The 20,943-nt window shown below is 60.0% G+C and carries 17 protein-coding genes; 11 read left to right on the plus strand and 6 right to left on the minus strand.

From position 1 onward, the window contains the following. Positions 1–264 precede the first annotated feature (264 nt). From KW837_RS16010 to KW837_RS16020, 3 genes are read left to right on the plus strand one after another with little or no spacing between them, the layout of a single operon-like run. Positions 265–2,019: a carbamoyltransferase gene (locus KW837_RS16010; protein WP_123721527.1), complete on the plus strand. Its 1,755-nt coding sequence runs from the start codon at positions 265–267 to the stop codon at positions 2,017–2,019. Continuing rightward, entirely contained in the window at positions 2,006–2,917 is a 912-nt protein-coding gene (locus KW837_RS16015; protein WP_218397147.1) for a glycosyltransferase family 2 protein, read from the plus strand. The genes KW837_RS16010 and KW837_RS16015 overlap by 14 nt, the downstream gene beginning before the upstream one ends. After that, on the plus strand, positions 2,914–4,200 hold the full coding sequence (locus KW837_RS16020; protein ID WP_371317133.1) for a capsule biosynthesis protein: 1,287 nt from the start codon (positions 2,914–2,916) through the stop codon (positions 4,198–4,200). Before KW837_RS16015 ends, KW837_RS16020 begins: the two co-directional genes overlap by 4 nt. An 18-nt stretch (positions 4,201–4,218) precedes the next feature. On the opposite strand, the gene KW837_RS16025 is transcribed toward KW837_RS16020, so the two are convergent. After that, on the minus strand, positions 4,219–4,851 hold the full coding sequence (locus tag KW837_RS16025; RefSeq protein WP_218397148.1) for a toluene tolerance protein: 633 nt from the start codon (positions 4,849–4,851) through the stop codon (positions 4,219–4,221). 283 nt (positions 4,852–5,134) lie between these two features. Between KW837_RS16025 and KW837_RS16030 the strand changes: the two genes are divergently transcribed. The 6 genes from KW837_RS16030 (at position 5,135) to hldE (ending at position 13,188) form a co-directional block, all read left to right on the plus strand. Then, on the plus strand, positions 5,135–6,247 hold the full coding sequence (locus KW837_RS16030; protein ID WP_218397150.1) for a capsular biosynthesis protein: 1,113 nt from the start codon (positions 5,135–5,137) through the stop codon (positions 6,245–6,247). A 5-nt stretch (positions 6,248–6,252) separates the two neighbouring features. Next, positions 6,253–7,464, plus strand: a complete 1,212-nt coding sequence (locus KW837_RS16035) for an O-antigen ligase (RefSeq protein WP_148050160.1) — start codon at positions 6,253–6,255, stop codon at positions 7,462–7,464. Between the two features lie 101 nt (positions 7,465–7,565). Further along, the gene (gene msbA / locus KW837_RS16040) at positions 7,566–9,356 is read left to right on the plus strand and encodes a lipid A export permease/ATP-binding protein MsbA (RefSeq protein WP_123500085.1); all 1,791 of its coding nucleotides are present in this window, start codon (positions 7,566–7,568) and stop codon (positions 9,354–9,356) included. Then, the gene (locus tag KW837_RS16045) at positions 9,356–10,252 is read left to right on the plus strand and encodes a GNAT family N-acetyltransferase (protein ID WP_063343903.1); all 897 of its coding nucleotides are present in this window, start codon (positions 9,356–9,358) and stop codon (positions 10,250–10,252) included. The genes msbA and KW837_RS16045 overlap by 1 nt, the downstream gene beginning before the upstream one ends. Before the next feature lie 16 nt (positions 10,253–10,268). Next, positions 10,269–11,690, plus strand: a complete 1,422-nt coding sequence (locus KW837_RS16050; protein ID WP_218397152.1) for a PIG-L deacetylase family protein — start codon at positions 10,269–10,271, stop codon at positions 11,688–11,690. Between the two features lie 76 nt (positions 11,691–11,766). After that, the gene (gene hldE, locus KW837_RS16055) at positions 11,767–13,188 is read left to right on the plus strand and encodes a bifunctional D-glycero-beta-D-manno-heptose-7-phosphate kinase/D-glycero-beta-D-manno-heptose 1-phosphate adenylyltransferase HldE (RefSeq protein WP_007902573.1); all 1,422 of its coding nucleotides are present in this window, start codon (positions 11,767–11,769) and stop codon (positions 13,186–13,188) included. Positions 13,189–13,341: 153 nt separating this feature from the next. Here hldE and KW837_RS16060 read toward each other — a convergent pair whose 3' ends face one another. From KW837_RS16060 to KW837_RS16075, 4 genes are all read right to left on the minus strand, one after another. Further along, entirely contained in the window at positions 13,342–14,307 is a 966-nt protein-coding gene (locus KW837_RS16060) for a metal ABC transporter ATPase (protein WP_218397155.1), read from the minus strand. Between the two features lie 101 nt (positions 14,308–14,408). Next, on the minus strand, positions 14,409–15,224 hold the full coding sequence (locus tag KW837_RS16065) for an aldo/keto reductase (protein WP_218397157.1): 816 nt from the start codon (positions 15,222–15,224) through the stop codon (positions 14,409–14,411). Beyond that, positions 15,221–16,396, minus strand: a complete 1,176-nt coding sequence (locus KW837_RS16070; RefSeq protein WP_123500093.1) for an FAD-binding oxidoreductase — start codon at positions 16,394–16,396, stop codon at positions 15,221–15,223. Before KW837_RS16070 ends, KW837_RS16065 begins: the two co-directional genes overlap by 4 nt. A gap of 198 nt (positions 16,397–16,594) precedes the next feature. Beyond that, positions 16,595–16,927, minus strand: a complete 333-nt coding sequence (locus tag KW837_RS16075; protein WP_008004867.1) for a multidrug efflux SMR transporter — start codon at positions 16,925–16,927, stop codon at positions 16,595–16,597. A gap of 103 nt (positions 16,928–17,030) precedes the next feature. On the opposite strand from KW837_RS16075, the gene KW837_RS16080 reads away from it, so the two are divergent. Both KW837_RS16080 and waaA read left to right on the plus strand, forming a co-directional pair. After that, positions 17,031–17,921, plus strand: a complete 891-nt coding sequence (locus KW837_RS16080) for a LysR family transcriptional regulator (protein WP_218397159.1) — start codon at positions 17,031–17,033, stop codon at positions 17,919–17,921. Positions 17,922–17,943: 22 nt separating this feature from the next. Continuing rightward, entirely contained in the window at positions 17,944–19,221 is a 1,278-nt protein-coding gene (gene waaA, locus KW837_RS16085) for a lipid IV(A) 3-deoxy-D-manno-octulosonic acid transferase (RefSeq protein WP_218397161.1), read from the plus strand. Positions 19,222–19,318: 97 nt separating this feature from the next. Here the strand turns inward: waaA and KW837_RS16090 are convergent, their stop codons facing one another. Continuing rightward, on the minus strand, positions 19,319–20,758 hold the full coding sequence (locus KW837_RS16090) for a TolC family outer membrane protein (protein ID WP_218397163.1): 1,440 nt from the start codon (positions 20,756–20,758) through the stop codon (positions 19,319–19,321). Positions 20,759–20,943 lie beyond the last annotated feature (185 nt).

A 20,943-nucleotide genomic window follows, 5' to 3' on the forward strand; every position in this document is an offset into this window, starting at 1 on the left:
GGCTTGCTCGCGAAGAGGCCGGAACTGTCAGCCAACCGGCAGGCAACCGACGGCAATATCAGGATTTACGGGTGTCCGGGTCGCGGATAAGCGAAGGCGAGCGCGTGGGCTCGACGTCATCTTCATGGTGCTGATAAGGGCAGGGTCATTCCCGGCACGTTTAAGCTATAATCCCGCCCTTTAGCTGTCTCTCGCCCCTTGCGAGGGCACATTAATTTTTGAGGCGCGTTGCGCCTGCATGCAGACTAAAGAGGCTAGACCCCTGTGGCATTGACGATTCTTGGCCTGTCCGGCGCCCTTAGCCATGATCCTTCCGCAGCCCTGTATATCGACGGCAAGCTGGTCGCGGCGGCTGAAGAAGAGCGCTTCGTGCGCGATAAACATGCAAAGAACCGCATGCCTTACGAATCGGCGAAGTTCTGCCTCGAGCAGGCTGGCATCAAGCCGTCCGACGTTGATGTGGTAGCGATTCCATTCGCGCCGATCAGCTTGTTCGGCAAGGCTCGCTGGCACTACGCCAAGCGTTACTGGTACGCCCCGGACCGCGCCCTCGACGCGATCCTGATGGGCAACCGTCGCTACAAGCGCTATCGCAACAAGATTGTCTGGTGCCTCGAGCAACTGGGCTTCGATCCGAAGAAAATCAAGATCGAGCCGGTCGAGCACCACCTTGCCCACGCCTCCAGTGCCTATCACTGCTCCGGTTTCAAAGAGAAAACCGCGATCCTCGGGATTGATGGCAAGGGTGAGTACGCCACGACTTTCTTCGGTTACGGCGAAAACGGCAAGATCCACAAGATCAAGGAATTCTTCGATCCGGACTCCCTCGGCGGCCTGTACGGCGCGATCACCGAGTTCCTCGGTTTCGAGATGCTCGACGGTGAGTTCAAGGTCATGGGCATGGCGCCGTACGGCGACGCCAGCAAATACGATTTCTCGCGTCTGGCCTCGTTCGAAAACGGCGAGTTGGTGATCAACACCGACTACGCCAACGTCATCGGCCTGCGCCGTTATAAAGAGAAGGGCAAAGGTTTCTACTTCTCGCCGAAGCTGATCGAGTGGCTGGGGCCCAAGCGCGAAGGCGACATCGCCGACGAGCCGTACATTCACTACGCCGCGAGCATGCAGGCGCTGTTCGAGAAACTGGCGTTGCAGATGATCGACCACTACCTGGGCGATGTGCTCAAGGAAACCGGCAAACTGGCCTTCGCCGGTGGCTGTGCGTTGAACGTCAAGCTGAACCAGAAAATCATTGCCCGCGACGACATCAAAGAGTTGTTCGTTCAGCCTGCCTCCGGTGATGCCGGTACCGCGGTTGGCGCGGCGGCTTACGTGTCCCACGCCCGTGGTGTACCGGTCGAGAAGATGGAACACGTCTACCTCGGCCCGTCCTACAGCAACGAGGACGTACTCGCCGCCTGTGCCCGTCACCCGAGCAAGCCTGCATGGCGCAAGCTTGAGAATATGCCGGAAAGCATCGCCAAGATCATGGTCGACGGCAACCCGGTGGCCTGGTTCCAGGGCCGCATGGAGTTCGGTCCGCGCGCCTTGGGCGGTCGTTCGATCATCGGTTGCCCAAGTGCGACCGGTGTGGCTGACCGCATCAACCACCAGATCAAGTTCCGCGAGCGCTGGAGGCCTTTCTGCCCGTCGATGCTCGACACCGTTGCGCCGCAAATGATCAAGATCGATCACCCCGCGCCGTTCATGACCTTCACCTTCGAAGTGGCTGAAGAGTGGAAAACCCGCGTGCCGGAAGTCGTCCACGAAGACGGCACCTCCCGGGCCCAGGTGTTGAAGCGCGAATACAACCCGCGCTACTACGACATGATGAAGGCGCTGGAAGTGCTGACCGGTAACGGCGTGTCGCTGAACACCTCGCTCAACCGTCGTGGCGAGCCGATGATCTGTTCGCCGACCGATGCCTTGAACATGTTCTTCGGTTCCGACCTGCAGTACCTGATCATGGAAGACATTCTGGTGGTCAAAGAAGGTGCGAACGAGTATGCGGTTGACTGACGTGCTGATCAGTATCGTTATTCCTGCTTATAACTACGCCAAAACCTTGCCGCGTGCGGTGAATTCGGTGTTGGCGCAGTTGGGTGATGCCCAGGCTGAGTTGCTGGTAATCGATGACGGGTCCACTGACGCGACGCCGCAAGTTCTGGAGCAGCTCCTGGCTGAACATGCGGGACGCTTTAGAGCTCTGCGCAAACCCAATGGCGGTTTGTCTTCGGTGCGTAATCGCGGGATCGAGGAGGCTCGGGGGCAATACCTGATCTTCCTCGATGCCGATGATGAGATGGCGCCTGGTGCGCTGGCTGCGTTGACCCGGCATATCTCCAGCAACCCTGACAGCCGTTTGATCATTGGCGGTCACTGGTCGGTGTTCGACGACGGTCGTCGTGTCCAGCACGCCGTCAAACCCTTGCCAGCTACCCCGCGCCAGCGTGTGCGTGGCTACTTGCTGGACAAGACGGTATCGCTGTCCAACGGCGCCTGCGCCATGCATCGCGAAGTGTTCGCGCCGGGCAACTATCCTGAGCACTTGCGCAACGTTGAGGATATTCCGGTGTTTGCGCAGGTGCTGGCGCGTTTCCCGTGCAGTGTGCTCGATCAGCCGCTGGCGTTGATCTACAAGCATGGCGACAGCATGCGGCATGACCTCAAGCAAAGCCTGGCGGCAGGCGTGGGGATGGTTGACGAGGTATTTTCCTCGGTACGCATGCCTCAAGAACTGCAGGACCTGCGCCAGGCTTTCCTGGCTCAGCGCTGCCTGTCGTTGTTCCGCGATTGCTACAGTGCCGGCGATTATGTCAACGCCAAGGCTTTTTACGCCCGCGCCGTGCGCGCCGATCTGCGCTCGCTCACACGCTGGTCCTACACCCGCAAGGCCATCCGGTTGTTGTTCAAGTGAGTGCGCCGCCATCTGACGCAATTGTGTTCCAGGCTGAGGGATGCTGGGCACAAAAAGCGCGTGAGCTGGATCGTTATCGCTGGAAGCTGCTGCGCGAGCGTCATGGTCGCTGTGGCAGCTTGTTGCGTCTGGTTCGTGATGTGCTGGTGGATGTGGCGGTCGGGATTCGCGCCAAAGCATGCTTGAGTGGTTCGGTTGTCTCTGCGCCCTGTGAGGTGCTGTTGCTGCATTCGGCGCCAAAGTCCATGGCGTTGCAACGCAAGAATATTCTGATCGAGGGCCTGCGCAAGCGTGGGCACCACCTGACAGAGGCCGCGTTACGTTCTCCATCGGACGCCTGCGCCCAGCGCATGCTCCTGGCGCCGCCGCAGTCTGTGCCGCTGCGTTATCTGGTGTACGCCGCCCATGCCCAGTGGTTGGTGATGACGTATTCGCCCAAGGTGCTGATCAACGAACGCAACGGTAGTCTTCATGCGCCATTCCTGCGCTTGGCATTGGCTGCGCGTGGTGCCCGATTGCTGCAACTGGCCCATGCCACGACGCTGGAATCTTCACGGCGATTAGGGATGAACGATTACGACTATTACGGCGTCTTTGGCCATAGTTCGCTGGTTGCCTTGCAAGAAAGAGCATTGCGGTTCGGTGAGTCGACGGTGGTGTTGATCGGTTCTTACCTCGCCGATGAAACCTATGATCTGCCAGTTGCCGATCCTGCTCTCCATACGTTGTTGATTCTGGGGGTTGGCCCTGATCGGGAAAAAGAGTCGGGCTACCAGCGCACCTATCAGTTACTGCGCGACTGGGCCGAGCAGCATCCGCATTATCGCGTGCTGTTCAAGCGTCATCCGCGCAGCAAGGCGCAATTCTGGAACGATGCCGCTGCGCAGTTAGCCAACATCGACTTGCTGGACAGCAAGTGTTCACTGGCGGACGCTCTGGCGCAGGCCAGCGTTGTCGTCAATATCATGTCCAATGCTGGTATCGAGGCAGGGCTGGCGGGCCGGCCGGTCATCCATGTGAATGCGGGCGGCGATGTGGATATTTTCTCTCACTCGCTGTTTTTTGGGCCTCAAGTGCGCGATGAGTATGAGTTTTCCCGCCAGCTACAAGCGCTTGAGCAGGATTATCCGGGGCATGTGGCCCAGGCCCGGCGTTTTGCCGATTACCACCTGGTATACGGTTCTCAGGGGTTGGCAAAGACCATTCAACTGGTTGATAACTTGCTGCGAGGCACAGACCCTGCGCGTGACTTCGAGACCTTCAGGCTGTCTGCCGCCGGCTGACACTGATGGCTTGAAGGGTTAAGGGGTGAGCGCCAGGCTCAGTTCCCGTCCATTGCACACGCGTTGGTGGTTCAGGTAATGCTCAAGGAACTGGTTGTCCTTGAGTAGCCACTCGCGATCCTGGCGATAGCGCAACATATGCTTGAAATTGCGCAGGCGCAGGCCTTTGCGCAGGGGCTTGCGATAGGCGCGCAGGTCGGCGATGTCAATCAGCCCCAGCGTGTTTTCAGGCGTCAATACCACATTGCCCAAGTGCGCTGAGCGAAAGTAGATGCCGTCCTCATGCAGGCGTGCAATGAACTCACCCAGTTGTGCTCGAAGAAATTCGTTGTTATCGGTGCCTAGTAACTGACGCAGCGTGCGACCTGGCAGAGGATCGTAATGCACGGCATCGCGCTCGATGCTGGGGATGCGATAAACCTGGCGTACCGTTGGGCATTCGATATTGCGTTCGCGCAGTGCTCGGCAGTTGTTGGCGAAGCGCCGGGCGTAAGGCGCCCAAAGCGCAGATGTCAGCAGGCGTTTGCGGCGAAACAGCTTGAGCATCGAGCCATCGGCCAGGCACAAAACTTTATCCCCTTTACCATCGGCCTCGAGAACGTCGGCGCCCTCGCGCATGTTGAGATAAGCGGTATGGTCGAGCGTTTGCATCAAGGCTCCAAAGGCTTGGCCTGATGGGATGGGCAGCCGCCTATGTTACCGCAGTGCGCATGCTGCAAAAAACCGCTGTGGTACAATCGCCGCACTTTTTAAGAGGCAGTTGCCCGTTCACGGGGGTGCCTGGCGCAATACCACAGAGTGCTTGCTTCTGATTCTTGGTTTTATACTTCCATACGCGGACGGGCGAATAACAGGGTGTTGATGTCTGCGGACTTGTCGCACATGGTTATATTGCGCTTTGGCGGGTGGATGCGGCCTATTTTTTGGACACCCTATGACGACAATGCTGTTCATTTCCTTGGCCAAGCATCAAGGCCTCTATTTCAATCGGTTACTCAACGAGACCGAGCTACAAGGTAAAGTCGTTACCCCACCACAGATGCCTTGGCCAAGGTTGTCGCAGACTTCCAGAGTGCTTTCGCGAATCGACTGGCTGAGCCTGATCGAAGAAAAATGCGAGGAGCGACGCGTCAAGAACAAAAGCGATGGTCGCTTGTATCGTCTGTTGTTACGTCTTGAGCTGATTTGGATGGCGCTGCGTGCCCAGGCTTTGCTTGATCGTGAGCGCCCCGACGCGCTGGTGTTCTGGAATGGTTCCCATCGTTACTGCCGATTGCTGACGGCCTTGGCGCCGCCGGGTTGTAAGACGTTCTTTTTCGAGAACGGCTTGTTGCCCGATACCACAACCGTTGATCCGCGGGGCGTGAACTACCTGAACGCCGTTCCGCGCGAGGCCGGTTTTTATCTCAACTATCCTTATCCGGTTCCTGAAAATCAGGCAGCGCCCGTGCTGATTCCACGCCAGCCTCGTACCAGTGGCCCGGCACCGATTGTGCTGCCGGAGCAGTTCGTCTTTATTCCGTTCCAGGACGACCGCGATAGTCAGGTTCGGCTGTTTTCTCCCTGGATCAAGAACATGCGCGAGATGTTCGCCTTGGGCGAGCGCTTGGCCAAAGAGACTGGATTGACAGTGGTGTTCAAGGAGCATCCATCCAGTCGCGAAACGTATCCTGAGTTGCATGAGCGTACTCACGAGCGTCTGTTGTTCGCCAACGGTAATGCCACTCAGCAGTTGATCGAGTCCAGCCAGTTTGTGATCACGCTGAACTCGACGGTCGGCCTGGAAAGCCTGCTTTTGGGTAAGCCGGTGCTGACCCTGGGTCAGGCGTTTTTCAATATCGAGGGGTTGGTAATGCATGCCGACAACGCCGAGCAGGTGATGGAACTGGCGCGTGCATTCCCGCAATGGCCACTCGATGAGCGGTTGAGGCGTAACTTTCTCCACTACCTCTCCGAGCACTATTGCATCAAGGGGGGCTGGAAGAACGCCGACAAGGCCCAGTTGCAGCGGGTCGCCAATCGAATGCTGGGTAAAGCCGAATGCTGACAGGAATGAAAAAACTTATCGATAGGAATGCCCTGGCGGCGTGGGCGTCTATCGGTCTTCTCGTGCTGCTGTGCGGGGCATGGGTACTGCCGGACAATAAGCTTTATCACCAAATGATAATTTTCCTGCTCTGGTTACCCGCCATGTTGGCGCTGTTCCATCGGGATTTTCGGATGATGCTCAAGCAACCGGAGTGCATCCTCTTCGCCATTTTCGTGGCTTGGACATTATTGGTGCTGATGGTTGAGGGGGGCGCTAACGTCGTCGGCAAAAGCAAGGTGACGCTCTACGTGTCCCTTGCCCTCTTAGGCGTGCTACTGGCTGCCCAGAACCGCAAGTGGCGGTTGGAATCCATGTTGTTGTACGCATCGATTATCGGCGGTTTTTTTGCCGCGGCTTCCTGGGTCTACTTTTATGAAACGTCCGCTCAGCCGTTTAGCGGCAGGCTGATTGCCATTGGCTTGTGGGACACTGCGATCATGGCCGCGCACGGGGTGGGGGCTCTGGCGATTCTTGGCGTTTTCACGCTGCAGACCAAGCGCTTCAATCCCTGGGTGATGGTGTTGCTGCTGATTCCGGCGCTGGGGTATGCGTTATTCCTGGGCTTTAGCCAAACCCGTGGTGTATGGATCGGCTTGCTGGCCTGCCTGTTCGTGATGGGCGTGGCGCGACCGACGCGCCTGGGTAGCGGACTGATGATTTTGACGGTTTTGGGGTTGGCGTCCATCGCTGTATTCAAGCCGGAAATCCTCATGCAGCGTGGCGTTTCTTTTCGTCCCGAGCTGTGGCGCGGTGGCGTTCAATTGATGCTGGACCACTGGGTGATGGGGTTGGGATTTCATGAGTACCTGATTCCTGTCCCTGAAATCGGACAGGCATTCAAACATCCCCACAATCTTTTTCTGGATATCGGTGTGCGGCTCGGTGTGCCTGGCCTACTGCTGTTCGGCTGGCTGTGGCTGGTGGTTGGCTGGCGTGGCTGGGTTTCGCGCGCGCAGCCACTGGGGCAGGTGTTGCTGGCGCTCTGGGTGTTTTCCGGGACGTCGTTGATGACCGATGGCATCGGCCTCTGGCTCAAGCCCAACGCGGACTGGTTGATCACCTGGTTACCGATTGCCTTGAGTATCGTATTGGCCACTCGTGGCAGCAATCAAACCAAAACTTCCCTCTGGAGTGTTTCAGCTACTGATACTCCTGGCCCGGTAGCGAAGTGCTGAAGCGTTTTCGGCACCGCGTCCGGGCTGAGCCTATGTTGTAATTCGTTCGCTGTTACAATCCACAGGTTGTCTGTCTTTTTCAAACGTACGAGGCGTGCCGAATGGCCAATTCCGACCAGCAATCAAGCATGAAGATTTACCTGCGGTTGCTGAAATACGTGCTCCCGTACTGGGGCGCTTTCGCCCTCAGTATTGTCGGCTTCGTGCTATTCGCATCTAGCCAGCCGATGCTGGCGGATATGCTCAAACATTTTCTCGACGCCTTGCAAAAACCCAATGACACCAAGTTTCTGGGTGTCTCGCTGGTACTCGGCGTACCGTTATTGATTGTGCTGATTGCCGTCTACCAGGGTATCGGCTCATTTCTGGGTAACTATTACCTGGCCAAGGTTGCCCGTGGCGTGGTCCACGACCTGCGTTGCGCCTTGTTCGACAACCTGTTGACCCTGCCTAACCGCTACTTCGACAACAACAACTCCGGTCACCTGATTTCCCGTATTACCTATAACGTGACCATGGTCACCGGTGCCGCCACCGATGCGATCAAAGTGGTGATCCGTGAAGGCCTGACGGTGGTGTTCCTGTTCGGTTACCTGCTGTACAGCAACTGGAAAATGACCCTGGTATTGCTGGCGATCCTGCCGGTCATCGCGATTCTGGTGAGTAGCGCCAGCAAAAAATTTCGCAAGCAAAGCAAGAAAATCCAGGTGGCGATGGGCGATGTGACCCATGTGGCTTCGGAGACGATCCAGGGCTACCGCGTGGTTCGCAGCTTTGGCGGTGAGGCTTACGAAATCGAGCGTTTCCACAAGGCCAGCGCCGACAACATGAACCGCAGCCTGGGCATGACCCGCACCCAATCGATCTACACCCCAATGCTGCAACTGGTGATTTACATCGGCATGGCCGTGTTGATGTATCTGGTGCTCTACCTTCGCGGCGATGCCTCTGCTGGCGAACTGGTTGCTTACATCACCGCTGCCGGTTTGTTGCCCAAGCCGATTCGTCAGTTGTCGGAAGTCAGCGCCACGATCCAGAAAGGACTGGCCGGTGCGGAGAGCATTTTCGAGCAGCTCGACGAAGAACCGGAAGTCGATACGGGCACCAAGGAAATGGTGCGCGTCAGCGGTCGCCTGGAAGTGCGTAACCTGAGCTTCCAGTACCCGGGCACCGAGAAACTCGTGCTCAACGATATTTCCTTTACCGCCGAAGAGGGCCAGATGGTTGCTTTGGTGGGGCGTTCAGGCAGCGGCAAATCCACCTTGGCCAACCTGATTCCGCGTTTCTATCACCACGACAAGGGCCAGATCCTGCTCGACGGTATGGATGTCGAGGAATACAAGCTGACCAACCTGCGTCGTCACATTGCCCTGGTGACCCAGCAGGTCACCCTGTTCAACGACAGTGTCACCAACAACATTGCCTACGGCGACCTCGCCGGCGCACCGTTTGAAGATGTGCGCAAGGCAGCCGAAGATGCCTACGCCGCCGAGTTCATCGAGCAAATGCCTCAAGGCTACGACACCCTTGTGGGCGAAAACGGTGTGCTGCTTTCCGGCGGTCAGCGCCAGCGTCTGGCGATTGCCCGGGCACTGCTCAAGAATGCGCCATTGCTGATTCTCGATGAGGCTACCTCGGCTCTCGACACCGAATCCGAGCGCCACATTCAGGCGGCTCTGGAACAAGTAATGAAGGGCCGTACCACGCTGGTGATCGCTCACCGCTTGTCGACTATCGAGAAGGCTGACCTGATCCTGTTGATGGATCAGGGCCGCATCGTCGAACGCGGCACCCACGCCGAGTTGTTGGCGTTGAACGGTCACTACGCACGCCTGCACGAGAAGGACTTCGTCGAAAGCACCGACGAGGCGATGACGGAGTCCCACGTTTGATTTTGAGTTACTGGCGAGCCTGGAGAGAAAGCGGCTGGGCGCCCATCGATGCAACGGCTTATAGCCAGGCCTGGCAACAGTTCGGCGGCAGCGTGGCGACTCATCCCGAGGTGGTTGAGCGTCTGGCAGGGCTGGTAGGCATCCCGGTGCGTTATCTGGGCTGGTTCGTCGACGGTGAGTTGTGCGCCGCGATGCCGACCTGGGGCCGTCATGTGGCCTTGTCCAAGGAAGTGCTCAAGCGTGAAGGCAAACGTGGCCTGCTCGATCTTGGCAATGCCGAGATCATCCTGCCGGTTGCCGAAGACGTCCAGGTTCGTGTGCGGCATCGCGCGCGTTATGTGTCCGAGCTCAATGCCCCAAACATCACCGGTCTCGCTGAGCAACCTGAAGGCCTGGCGCTGGCTCGTGAACCAGAGGACTACAGTAAGAAATTTCGCTACAACCAGCGTCGTGACCAGCGTTTGCTTGAAGAGGCGGGTGGCATCATCCGACCGATGCTGGAGCTGAGCGCCAGCGAACAGGCCACCATCTATGCTGACCTGTTCCAGCGCCGCTGGAACTTTGAAGCACCGGGCAAGGCGCGTCTTTCTGAAGTGTTCAGCCTGTTGCGTGAGTTTATGACCGGGTCCTTGATCTACCTGAACGACGAACCGGTGGCGATCCAGATTCTGTACCGGGTCGAGGCGCCCAAGTGGGTCAGCCTGGAATACATTAACGGCGGTGTCGACCCGCAAAACCGCGAGTTCAGCCCTGGCAGTGTACTCAGTTTCGTCAACACCCAAGCCGCATGGGAGCAGGCCCGCGCCGTGGGCAAGCCGCTGCGTTACTCGTTCGGCCGCGCCGATCGCGAATACAAGGATCGCTGGTGTCACCGGGTTCCGGTCTATCAGGTTTGAGCGAGGACAGGCAGTCATGAGCGCACGCAAGCAACAATTGCTTAAACGCCATCGCCAACGCAAACGTGTGGTGCTGATCGGTGCGTTGTTGGCTGCATTATTATTTGGCATTTTTGTCGCCTGGTGGCCGTTGCCGCTGTTCCTGCTGTTGGGCTGGATCGCCCATGAAGCCTGGTTCGCCGACCATCTGTTCTATGCCCCAGGCGACGATTATCGCTATGACTTCCCGGCGGATACGCCGCAGTTCCCCACCACCCTGGTCAATGGTGCCTTGCAGGTGACGGGGGACTTTGGCGTGGCGCAAACCCTGGTTTTGCAGGTGCGGGTCAAGAGCCATTGGCTGGGTCGCTTTCTTGACCCCCAGGTATGGATCGGTGACGACCGTCAGGATCTGGAGCGAGGTGTTGCGGGAGAGCGTTTTCTCAATCTGTCCGGGCAAGGTTCGGCGCTGGCTGCCGGGACCCTGACCTTACGTGGACGCTTTTGCAGCCTGGCGCCACAGGCAACTTTGCACGCCCTGAATAATCCGGATTTTGCTCAGCAGCGTCTGCTAATCATCGCCCCCCATGCCGATGATGCTGAACTGGCGGCTTTTGGTCTTTATAGCCGGGCGTCCGAGGTGGCTATCGTCACACTGACCCAAGGCGAGATTGAGGCCGAAAACTATCGCGATATGGGCCTCGACACCGCTCAGGCCGCCCGTCTGAAGGGGCGCCTGCGCAGTTGGGATAGCCTGGCAGTGCCGCTGTGGGGTGGGGTGGCGCAACAACAGTGTGTGCAATTGGGCTATTACTGCTTACAACTGAATGCGATGGCGCAGCAGCCGGAGCAAAGCTTCGGTTCCCGGGAGTCGGGGGAGAGCGATATACGTGACGTGCGTCGGCACAATGCCCTGCGCCTGCCGGGTGACGTCGATGGTCAGCCCCATTGGCGCAACCTGGTAGCTGATCTGGCGCATCTGCTTGAGCATCACCGTCCCGACGCGGTGCTGACACCCCATCCCGAACTGGATCCCCACAGCGATCATGTCGCCAGCACGCTCGCCTTGATGGACGCGATTGAACTCAGTACCTGGCGCCCGCGCACCCTGCTGCTCTATGCCAATCACCTGCACGACAACGACCGCTGGCCGATGGGCCCGGCGGGTTATGGCATTGCCCTGCCGCCGACCATCGAGCCGTTGCCGGCTGATGGGCTATGGAGTCCGTTGCTGGACGCGCCAACCCGCATGGACAAAGCCATGGCCTTAGGCATGCAGCACGACTTGCAGGGCCGTCCACCGCTCAAAAGACGTCTGCGCCGGGTGATTCAGCGGTTGTTGGCCGGGCGTTGCTGGCCCCGCACAGGTGAAGACGAGTTCTTCCGCAAAGCGGTGCGCCGACATGAACTTTTCTGGGTGCGTCCGCTGGATGCCCCTCCACAGAATGACCGCCGCTGAGCCTGTGTGCTCGGGTGCGGCCGCATTCTTTCGCTATGTTATTATCCGCGACGCTTTTATTGCCCCTGGAGTTTCCATGAAGTTATCCATGCCACGATTCGATCAGGCCCCTGTCCTGGTGGTCGGCGATGTCATGCTCGACCGTTACTGGCATGGTGGTACCTCACGGATTTCCCCTGAGGCGCCGGTACCGGTAGTCAAGGTCGAGCAAATCGAGGACCGCCCGGGCGGTGCCGCCAACGTTGCCCTGAACATTGCCGCGCTCGGTGCGCCGGCCTCGCTGGTCGGCGTGACCGGCGACGACGAGGCTGCCGACAGCCTGGTCAACAGCCTCAAAGGCGCCGGCGTGCGGGCGTTGTTCCAGCGCATCGCCCACCAGCCGACCATCGTCAAGCTGCGGGTGATGAGCCGTCACCAGCAATTGCTGCGTATCGACTTCGAAGAACCTTTCGCAACCGACGCCCTGGCGCTGGGCGAGCAAGTCGACGAGTTGCTCGAAGGCATCAAGGTGCTGGTGCTGTCCGACTACGGCAAAGGCGCGCTGAAAAACCATCAGGTGCTGATCCAGGCTGCCCGTGCTCGTGGGATTCCGGTGCTGGCCGATCCCAAGGGCAAGGATTTCTCGATCTACCGCGGCGCGAGCCTGATCACCCCGAACCTCAGCGAATTCGAAACCATCGTCGGTGGTTGCGCCGATGAACACGAGCTGGTGAGCAAGGGCGCACAGCTGATGCACGACCTCGACCTCGGCGCCTTGCTGGTGACCCGTGGCGAGCACGGCATGACCTTGCTGCGCCCGGATCATCCGGCACTGCACCTGCCGGCCCGTGCCCGTGAAGTGTTCGACGTGACCGGCGCCGGTGACACGGTGATTTCTACCCTGGCGGCAGCGATCGCTGCTGGCGAAGAACTGCCCCACGCGGTGGCCTTGGCCAATCTGGCGGCAGGCATCGTGGTCGGCAAGCTCGGTACCGCGGCCATCAGTGCCCCGGAATTGCGTCGTGCGATCCAGCGTGAAGAAGGTTCCGAGCGTGGTGTGTTGGGGCTGGAGCAGCTGTTGCTGGCAGTCGACGATGCACGTGCACACAACGAGAAGATTGTGTTCACCAATGGCTGCTTCGACATCCTGCATGCCGGCCACGTGACCTACCTCGAACAGGCGCGTGCCCAAGGCGATCGTCTGATCGTGGCGGTCAACGACGATGCGTCGGTGAGCCGCTTGAAAGGGCCGGGTCGGCCGATCAACAGTGTCGACCGTCGCATGGCCGTACTGGCCGGTCTGGGCGCCGTGGATTGGGTCATCAGCTTCCCTGAGGGCACGCCAGAAAACCTGTTGCGCGAGGTCAAGCCGGATGTGTTGGTCAAGGGCGGCGATTACGGGATCGAGCAAGTGGTTGGCGCAGACATCGTCACTGCTTACGGCGGGACTGTGAAAGTGCTGGGGCTGGTGGAAAACAGCTCGACCACGGCGATTGTCGAGAAGATCCGCAATCACTGAAACGGCGCGGTCACTGTGGCGAGGGAGCTTGCTCCCGCTGGGTCGCGAAGCGGCCCCAAAGCCATAGACCGCGGTTTTTCAGATTGATCGCGTCGCGAGTTTTACGACTGCTACGCAGCCGAGCGGGAGCAAGCTCCCTCGCCACAGGTTTCTTTATCGTGCGGCCTTGCGCGGCACGATTCTTTTCAGCAGTTGCTTTGCTTTTCCATGCAGGCGGGCTAAACCCGAATCCTTCCCCGGCGGGGTCAAACCCTGTTGCCGCACCCAGTCCTTCCAGCGAATCCGCTCATCCTTCACCAGCCACCCTTCTTGCCGGGCAAAACTCTCCGCCAGATATAGCCCGCGGGTACTCGCCGGGTACAACTGATCTTTTTTCAGGGTATACAGCTCGGCCATCGGCTGGCCGTCCTGCAGTGGCATCAGATACAAATCGGGACGTTTGCGATCGAGCCGGGCCACCAGTTGATCGCCTTCCAGTCGTTCGTCGACATGAAACAGGCTTAGGGATTTGGCTTCCTTGGGCACATCCAGGCGCAAGTCGTAGATCAATTGCAGCGACGCGGTCGGCAAATGCACGTAGGCCCGAGGACGCTCGATCAGCGGCATGTTGGCGCAGCGCACCGGCCGTGCCGAGCCGGACAGCGGTGTCAGGCGAAACGGCAGGGCTTCGCGGTAATGCAGGGCGGATGAGTAGGGTGCGGGCAGCCAGGTGTCGTTGAAACGCCCGCTGAGCCAGCCTTCCGGGGTTTCCAGAAGGCACTCTTCGGCGATTTCCTGGGTCGCCGTGTGCAGCGGCAGGGTCAGTTCATGGGCCGGCACGTAACCCGAGATCAGTTTGAGCACCACATCGCCGCGGTCCTGCCGACGCTGACGCACCAACACCCAGTAATCGCGATTCTGCCAATGCAGAGTCAGGCGCACAGAAACCCCAAGATTCGCCAGTTCCAGGGCAAACCGCTCGCTGTCGGGCACCGTCACCGGGCGGCGACGTTGCAGGGTCTGGGAGAAATTCAGCGGCATCCCGACGCTCTGGTAACTCAGGCCTTCGGGTGTCGCTTCGACGAATAACGGCAGGGTCTTGAAGTTGCTCGGGTTCTTTCTTATCAGCGTACGCGGCATGTCGGCTCCTGCTTAAGGCCGCGTGGGCGGCATCAATGGCTAGGGTCTGTTGACGTTTGGCGCGCAACCCGAAGGGCCGGCGTCGCGGTCGTCACCAAACGTCAACAGACCCTATGAAGGACCTGGGCAACGGTCGCGACGTTGTGGGCGAGGTGCAGCGGATTGATGGTCCCGACAATAGCACTGGCCACACCCGGGTGTTCAAACAACAACTCGAAGCTGGCGCGCACCGGGTCCACACCCGGACTCAAGCAGACGTGGCCACTGGCCAAGGCTTTTTTGACCAGGATCGCTTTGCCGTGAGCAGCAGCATAGTCAATGACCGGCTTCTCGTTCTGCTCGTTCAGATTGTAGGTGACCATCGCGCAATCACCTTGTTCCAGAGCCTTCAAGCCGCCTTCGACGGTTTTACCGGAAAAACCGAAGCCGCGAATCTTGCCTTCGCGCTTGAGCTCGGCGAGGGTCGCATAGACCTCGCTGCCATTGAGGATCGCCAGGTCGTTGCCGTCGGAATGCACCAACACCAGATCGATAACATCCGTTTCCAGGCGTTGCAGGCTGCGTTCCACCGAGAGGCGCGTATGGGCGGCGCTGAAGTCGTGGTGCGACTGGCCGTCGGCAAATTCTTCGCCAACCTTGCTGACGATCACCCAGTCCTGACGTTGACCCCGCAGCAACGGGCCAAGACGCTCTTCGCTGCGGCCATAGGCCGGCGCGGTGTCGATCAGGTTGATGCCCAGGTCGCGCGCGAGTTTGAGCAGCATGCGCGCTTCGTCATCGCCGGGGATCTGGAAGCCATTGGGGTATTTCACCCCTTGATCGCGGCCAAGTTTCACCGTGCCCAGGCCCAAGGGCGAAACCAGCAGGCCGGTGCTGCCCAAAGGGCGATGCAGATCGTGCAGGGTGGGTTGGCTCATGGCAGCAGTTGCTCCCAGGCAGGGACGCCCATCGGCGGTTTTGGCAGTTCCGGCAGCGGCGCCGGATGGCTCGGCTGGATGCCGTCGCGTTGCAGTGCGGCGAGGACGCGGTCAGCGAAGTCCGGAGCCAGGGCCAGTTTGGTCGGCCAACCCACCAGCAGGCGATCTTGCTCGGCGAGGAAGGCATTGTCCGGGCGGGTCAGGCCTGATTGCAGCGGCTCGGCACGCTCCACTCGCAAGGTCGCCCACTGCGCGGTGCTCAAGTCGATCCACGGTAGCAGGTTGCCGAGTTCTTTTTTCGCCGTGGCGATTTGCGCCGCAGGATCGCGGGCCACACCTTCGGCTTCGGCGATATCGCCTCCCAGGTACCAGACCCATTGGCCATCGGCGGCCGGGTGGGTGGTCACGGTGATGCGCGGCTTCGGCCCGCCGCCCAGGCAATGGGCGTACAGCGGTTTGAGGCCCGGGCCTTTGACGATGATCATGTGCAGGGGGCGGCGCTGCATGGCCGGCTGACTCAGGCCCAGCGCCGTGAGCAGATCGGCGGTGCCGGCACCGGCGCTGAGGACGATGCGCTGGGCGCGAATCTCGCGCTCGTCGACTTTCAAGCCGACCAGTTCGCCGTTTTCCAACAACGGTTCGATGTGCTGACCGGCCAGCAAGCCGTCGCCAGCCAGATCGGCCAGGCGCTGGATCAGGCTTGGCACATCGACCACCAATTCCGCCAGGCGATAGACCTTGCCCTTGAAACGCTTGTCTTGCAGGGCTGGCGGCAATTGTTCGCCCTTGACCTGATCGACCCGACCGCGCACGGCTTTGCTGGCAAAGAAACTGGTGAGGTTGCCGGCGAGGGTGCCGGGGGACCAGAGGTAATGGGCGTCGGACAGCAGACGCACGCCAGACAGGTCCAGCTCACCGTCGCCGGCCAGCGCTTCACGCCAGCGACGCGGCATGTCGGCAATGGCTTCCGAGGCGCCGGTCAGGGCGCCGTGCAACGCGTACTTGGCGCCGCCGTGGATGATGCCCTGGGACTTCACGCTCTGCCCGCCACCGAGGCTGGCGCTTTCCACCAGCACGGTCGAAAAACCCTGACGGCGTAGACGCGCATTCAGCCAGAGGCCGGCGACACCAGCGCCGACAATCAGAACGTCGGTGGAAATAACGGATGGCATGCAGCGACCTCAGTGTTCAAGACGAGGGCGCAGTATACAGACTCGAAGAAAAGGGGATTGTTGGTGATCAATCGGATGGATGCAAAACCTGTGGGAGCGGGCTTGCTCGCGAAAGCGGTGTGTCAGGCAACATAGATGTCGACTGACAACCCCTCTTCGCGAGCAAACCCGCTCCCACAATGGATCGCACTTCGGGTTTTAATGCCCGGCGGTTTTGGAGAAAAGCTGGATGACTACGACACCCAATACGATGAGCGCCATCCCCAGCATCGCCGGCACATCCAGCTTCTGCCCGTAGATAAACAGCGCCGCAACGCTGACCATCACGATGCCCATGCCGGCCCACACCGCGTAGGCCACGCCCACCGGAACGCTGCGCACCACCAGGGTCAGCATCCAGAAAGCAATGCCGTAACCAACGATGACCAGCAGCAGCGGCAGTGGCGTGCTGAAACCTTTGACCGCTTTCATCGAAACAGTAGCGATCACTTCGGCGCAGATGGCGATGGCCAGGTAGTAGTAAGCGGTCATGGGTCAATCCTCGTGTGAAGCGTTGCTTTCTGAGGTCGGCATTCTAGAGATTCGCCAGATGCGGTAAAGTCATTACCTATCTGTTCTGAAGATGGGTTGAGCCATGAACATGCAATGGAATCTGGAACAGCTGCGCTTGTTTGTCAGCGTCGCGGAACAGCGTTCGTTCTCCGCGGTGGCGCGGGATCAGCGCAAGGCACAGTCGGCGGTCAGCAGTTCGATTGCGCTGCTGGAAGAGGACCTGGGCGTCAGCCTGTTCGATCGCAGCAGTGGTCGTCAGCCGAAACTCACCGAAGCCGGCACCGCCCTGCTTGAGGAGGCGCGGGAAGTGCTGCGCCAATGCGAGCGCCTCAATGGCCGGGCGCTGGCGATGATGCGCGGCCAGGAAGCGAGTCTGCGTGTGGCTCAGGACGAAGCAATGCCCTATCAAGCGGTGGTTGAAAGCTTCGAGGCCCTGGCAGAAAAATTTCCCAGCCTCGAAGTGCAGCTGACCAGCGCCGCCCAGGGTGATGTCGCGCGCAAATTGGTGGAGCGCCGGGCTGATCTGGGCTTGCTGTTTTATCATGAGCAAATTCCCGAAGCCCTCGAGCGGCGGGTGCTGGGTAGCGTCGAAATGGTGACGGTGTGCGGCGTCGGGCATCCCATGGCGAAGCAGGCGCAGGTCGATTGCCAGCAAATGGCGCAGCATCGACAGTTGCTGATGTCCACGCAATCCAGCGTCTATCCCGGCAGTGAGCCGGCCAGCCCGCAGGTCTGGCGCGCCGACAGTTTCTATGTGATGGCTGAATGGGTGATGCGCGGCCTTGGCTGGGCCTGGTTGCCGCGACATGTGGTGCAGTACCCGGCGTATCAGAATCAGATGGTCGAACTGGTCAGCGAATGGACGCCGCCAGCGTTGATTGTCGAACTGGTCTGGCGCCGCGACGAACCCCTCGGCCCGGCGGCCCGTTGGCTGGCTGAACGTTTTGCCGTGCACTTGCAGGCGATCGGCTAAAAAACCGATAAACTCCGCCGCCATGAATAGAACTCTCTACACCGCGCTGTTTTACCTGGGGCTGCCATTGGTGGCGATTCGGCTTTGGCTACGGGCGCGCAAAGCACCGGCGTACGCCAAGCGTATTGGCGAACGGTTCTCCCTCGCGCTACCGGCAATGAAGCCGGGCGGTATCTGGGTACACGCGGTGTCGGTGGGCGAAAGCATCGCCGCCGCGCCGATGATCCGCGCCTTGCTGCAGCGTTATCCTTCGCTGCCGATCACCGTCACCTGCATGACCCCGACCGGGTCCGAGCGCATCCAGGCACTGTTCGCCAACGAGCCGCGCATTCAGCACTGCTATCTGCCTTACGACTTGCCCTGCGCCGCGGCGCGATTCCTTGATCTAGCCCGCCCGAAACTGGCGGTGATCATGGAAACCGAACTCTGGCCCAACCATATCCACCAATGCGCCAAACGCGGGATTCCCGTGGCGCTGGCCAATGCACGACTGTCCGAACGCTCAGCCAAGGGCTATGGCCGCTTCCCTAAATTGACCCGGCCGATGCTCGCCGAGATGAGCCTGTTCGCGGTGCAGACCGAAGCCGAGGCACAGCGCTTCCGCGATTTGGGCGCGCGCCCGGAAACCGTCGAAGTGACCGGTTCGATCAAGTTCGACCTGACCATAGACCCGCAACTGCTGCAGCGTGCCGGCGAGTTGCGTGGGCAATGGCAGGCGCAAGAGCGTCCGGTATGGATCGCCGCGAGTACCCATGAAGGCGAAGACGACGTGGTGCTGGCTGCCCATCGTCGGCTGCTGGCCAATCATCCCGATGCCTTGCTGATTCTGGTGCCGCGTCATCCGGAGCGTTTCAACCCGGTGTTCGAGTTGTGCCGGCAGCAGGGATTCGCCACGGTGCGGCGTTCGACGGGCGAGCCGGTTACCGCAGACACTTCGGTGCTGTTGGGCGACACCATGGGCGAGTTGCTGTTTCTCTATGCCTTGGCCGACAGCGCTTTTGTCGGCGGCAGCCTGGTGCCCAACGGCGGTCATAACCTGCTGGAACCGGCGGCCTTGGCCAAACCGGTGCTCAGCGGGCCACACCTGTTCAACTTCCTCGAAATCGCCGCGCAGTTGCGCAGTGCCGGGGCGTTGGCCGAGGTCGATGATGCCGAAGGTCTGGCGCTGGCAGTGCAGCGGCTGTTCGAATTGCCGAGTGATGCGCAGCGGATGGCAGAGGCGGGGCTGAAAGTGATGCGCACCAATCAGGGGGCGTTGCAGCGGTTGCTGGATGGGTTGGGGCGGTTGATCGAGCGTTAGAAAAAACAAAGATCGCAGCCTTCGGCAGCTCCTACAGGGTGTGCATCAATCCTAATGTAGGAGCTGCCGAAGGCTGCGATCTTTTGATCTTTTGCTTTTATTGAGCCGGATTAGCCCTCAACTGCTCCGCCGCCGCCTTGGCAAGATCCGGTGGCAGGAAATCCTTGTCCGGGTTGTAGTCGGGTTTGAGGTAACGCGTCAGGTCCTGCAAATCCCCCGGGTTCAAGGTGCCGGCGGCCTGCTTCAAGCGCAGGTTGTCGAGGATGTAGTCGTAGCGGGTGTTGTTGTAATTACGCACCGAGGTGTACAGCTGACGCTGGGCATCGAGCACGTCAACGATGTTGCGCGTTCCCACCTGATAACCGATTTCGGTCGCTTCCACCGCGCTCTGGTTGGAGATGATCGACTGTCGGCGGGCCTGTACCTGCTCGACGTCGGTGTTGACGGCGCGGTGCAGGTTGCGGGTGTTTTCCACGACCTGACGACGCAGCGCTTCGCGTTGCTGCTCAGACTGGGTCAGCCGCGAGTAGGACTCACGCACCTGCGAGCTGGTCAGCCCGCCGCTGTAGAGCGGGATGCTCAGTTGCAGGCCAACCGTGCGCTGCTCGACATCGCCGCCGTAACGCACGCCGTTCGGGTTCGGGTTGGTAAAACCGAGGGCGTCGTTGTCACCTTTCTGGTATTGCGCGACCGCATCCAGGGTGGGCGCGTGCCCGGCCTTGCGCTGCTTGAGGGTTTCCTCGGCGGCGCTCACCGCATAGTTGCTGGCCAGCAAATTCAGGTTCTGCTTGGCGGCGGTGTCGACCCAGGCTTTGGCATCGTTCGGTGCCGGCGGCAGGATCGGCAAGGTGTGGACGATGCCCTGGATCGAGTTGTACTGGCGGTTGGTCAGGGTGATCAGCGCTTCGAACGCATCATCCACCTGACGTTGAGCAAGAATCCGGTTGGCCCGCGCCGTGTCGTAACTGGCTTGGGATTGCAGCACGTCGGTCTTGTCTGACAGGCCAACGTCGAAGCGCTCGTTGGACTGGTCGAGTTGACGCTTGAACGCCGCTTCTTCGGCCTTGGTCGAGGCCAAAGTGTCCTGGCTGCGCAGCACGTTGAAGTAGCTTTCGGCACTTTGCAGAATCAGGTTCTGTTCAGTGGCCGAAAGTTGCAAGGCTGCCTGTTCGTTAACGTCCTTGGCGGCCTGTAACTGGAACCAGCGATCGGCGCGGAAAATCGGCTGCGCGAGAGTCGCCTGATACACCGTGCCACTGCGGGTCGAGGTCAGCGATGGCTGGTCGAGCGAGGTGCGGGTGTTGTTCAGGTCGGCACCGGCTGACAGGTTGGGCAACAGCCCGGCGCGGGCCTGGGGCACGACTTCCTTCTGAGCACCGTATTGGGCGCGGGCAGCGGCGATATCGGCGTTGTTGTCCACCGCTTCCTGATAGACGCTGACCAGGTCAGTCTTGGTCGATAAAGGCGCTTCTGCTGCACAGGCCATTCCATTGGACGCACAAGACACGGCAAGGGCCAGTGAGAGTTTGCGCAGCATGAGGCCATCCATAAAAATTACGCTGATAATTTGAGCGCCAAGGCTACGGCGCGGCGCCCTGCAGCGTCAAGGCGCGGCACGGCGTAGCGAGTGTAGTTGCACGCAGGCACGGCAACAATCCGTTAATTGCGCCATTCATCATGGTGTTTGCTGCGGAGTTGGCGTTCTTTGCCGGTTGTGTCTAG

Origin of the sequence: Pseudomonas sp. PDM24, from assembly GCF_019218905.1 — a bacterium.
GTDB lineage: Bacteria > Pseudomonadota > Gammaproteobacteria > Pseudomonadales > Pseudomonadaceae > Aquipseudomonas.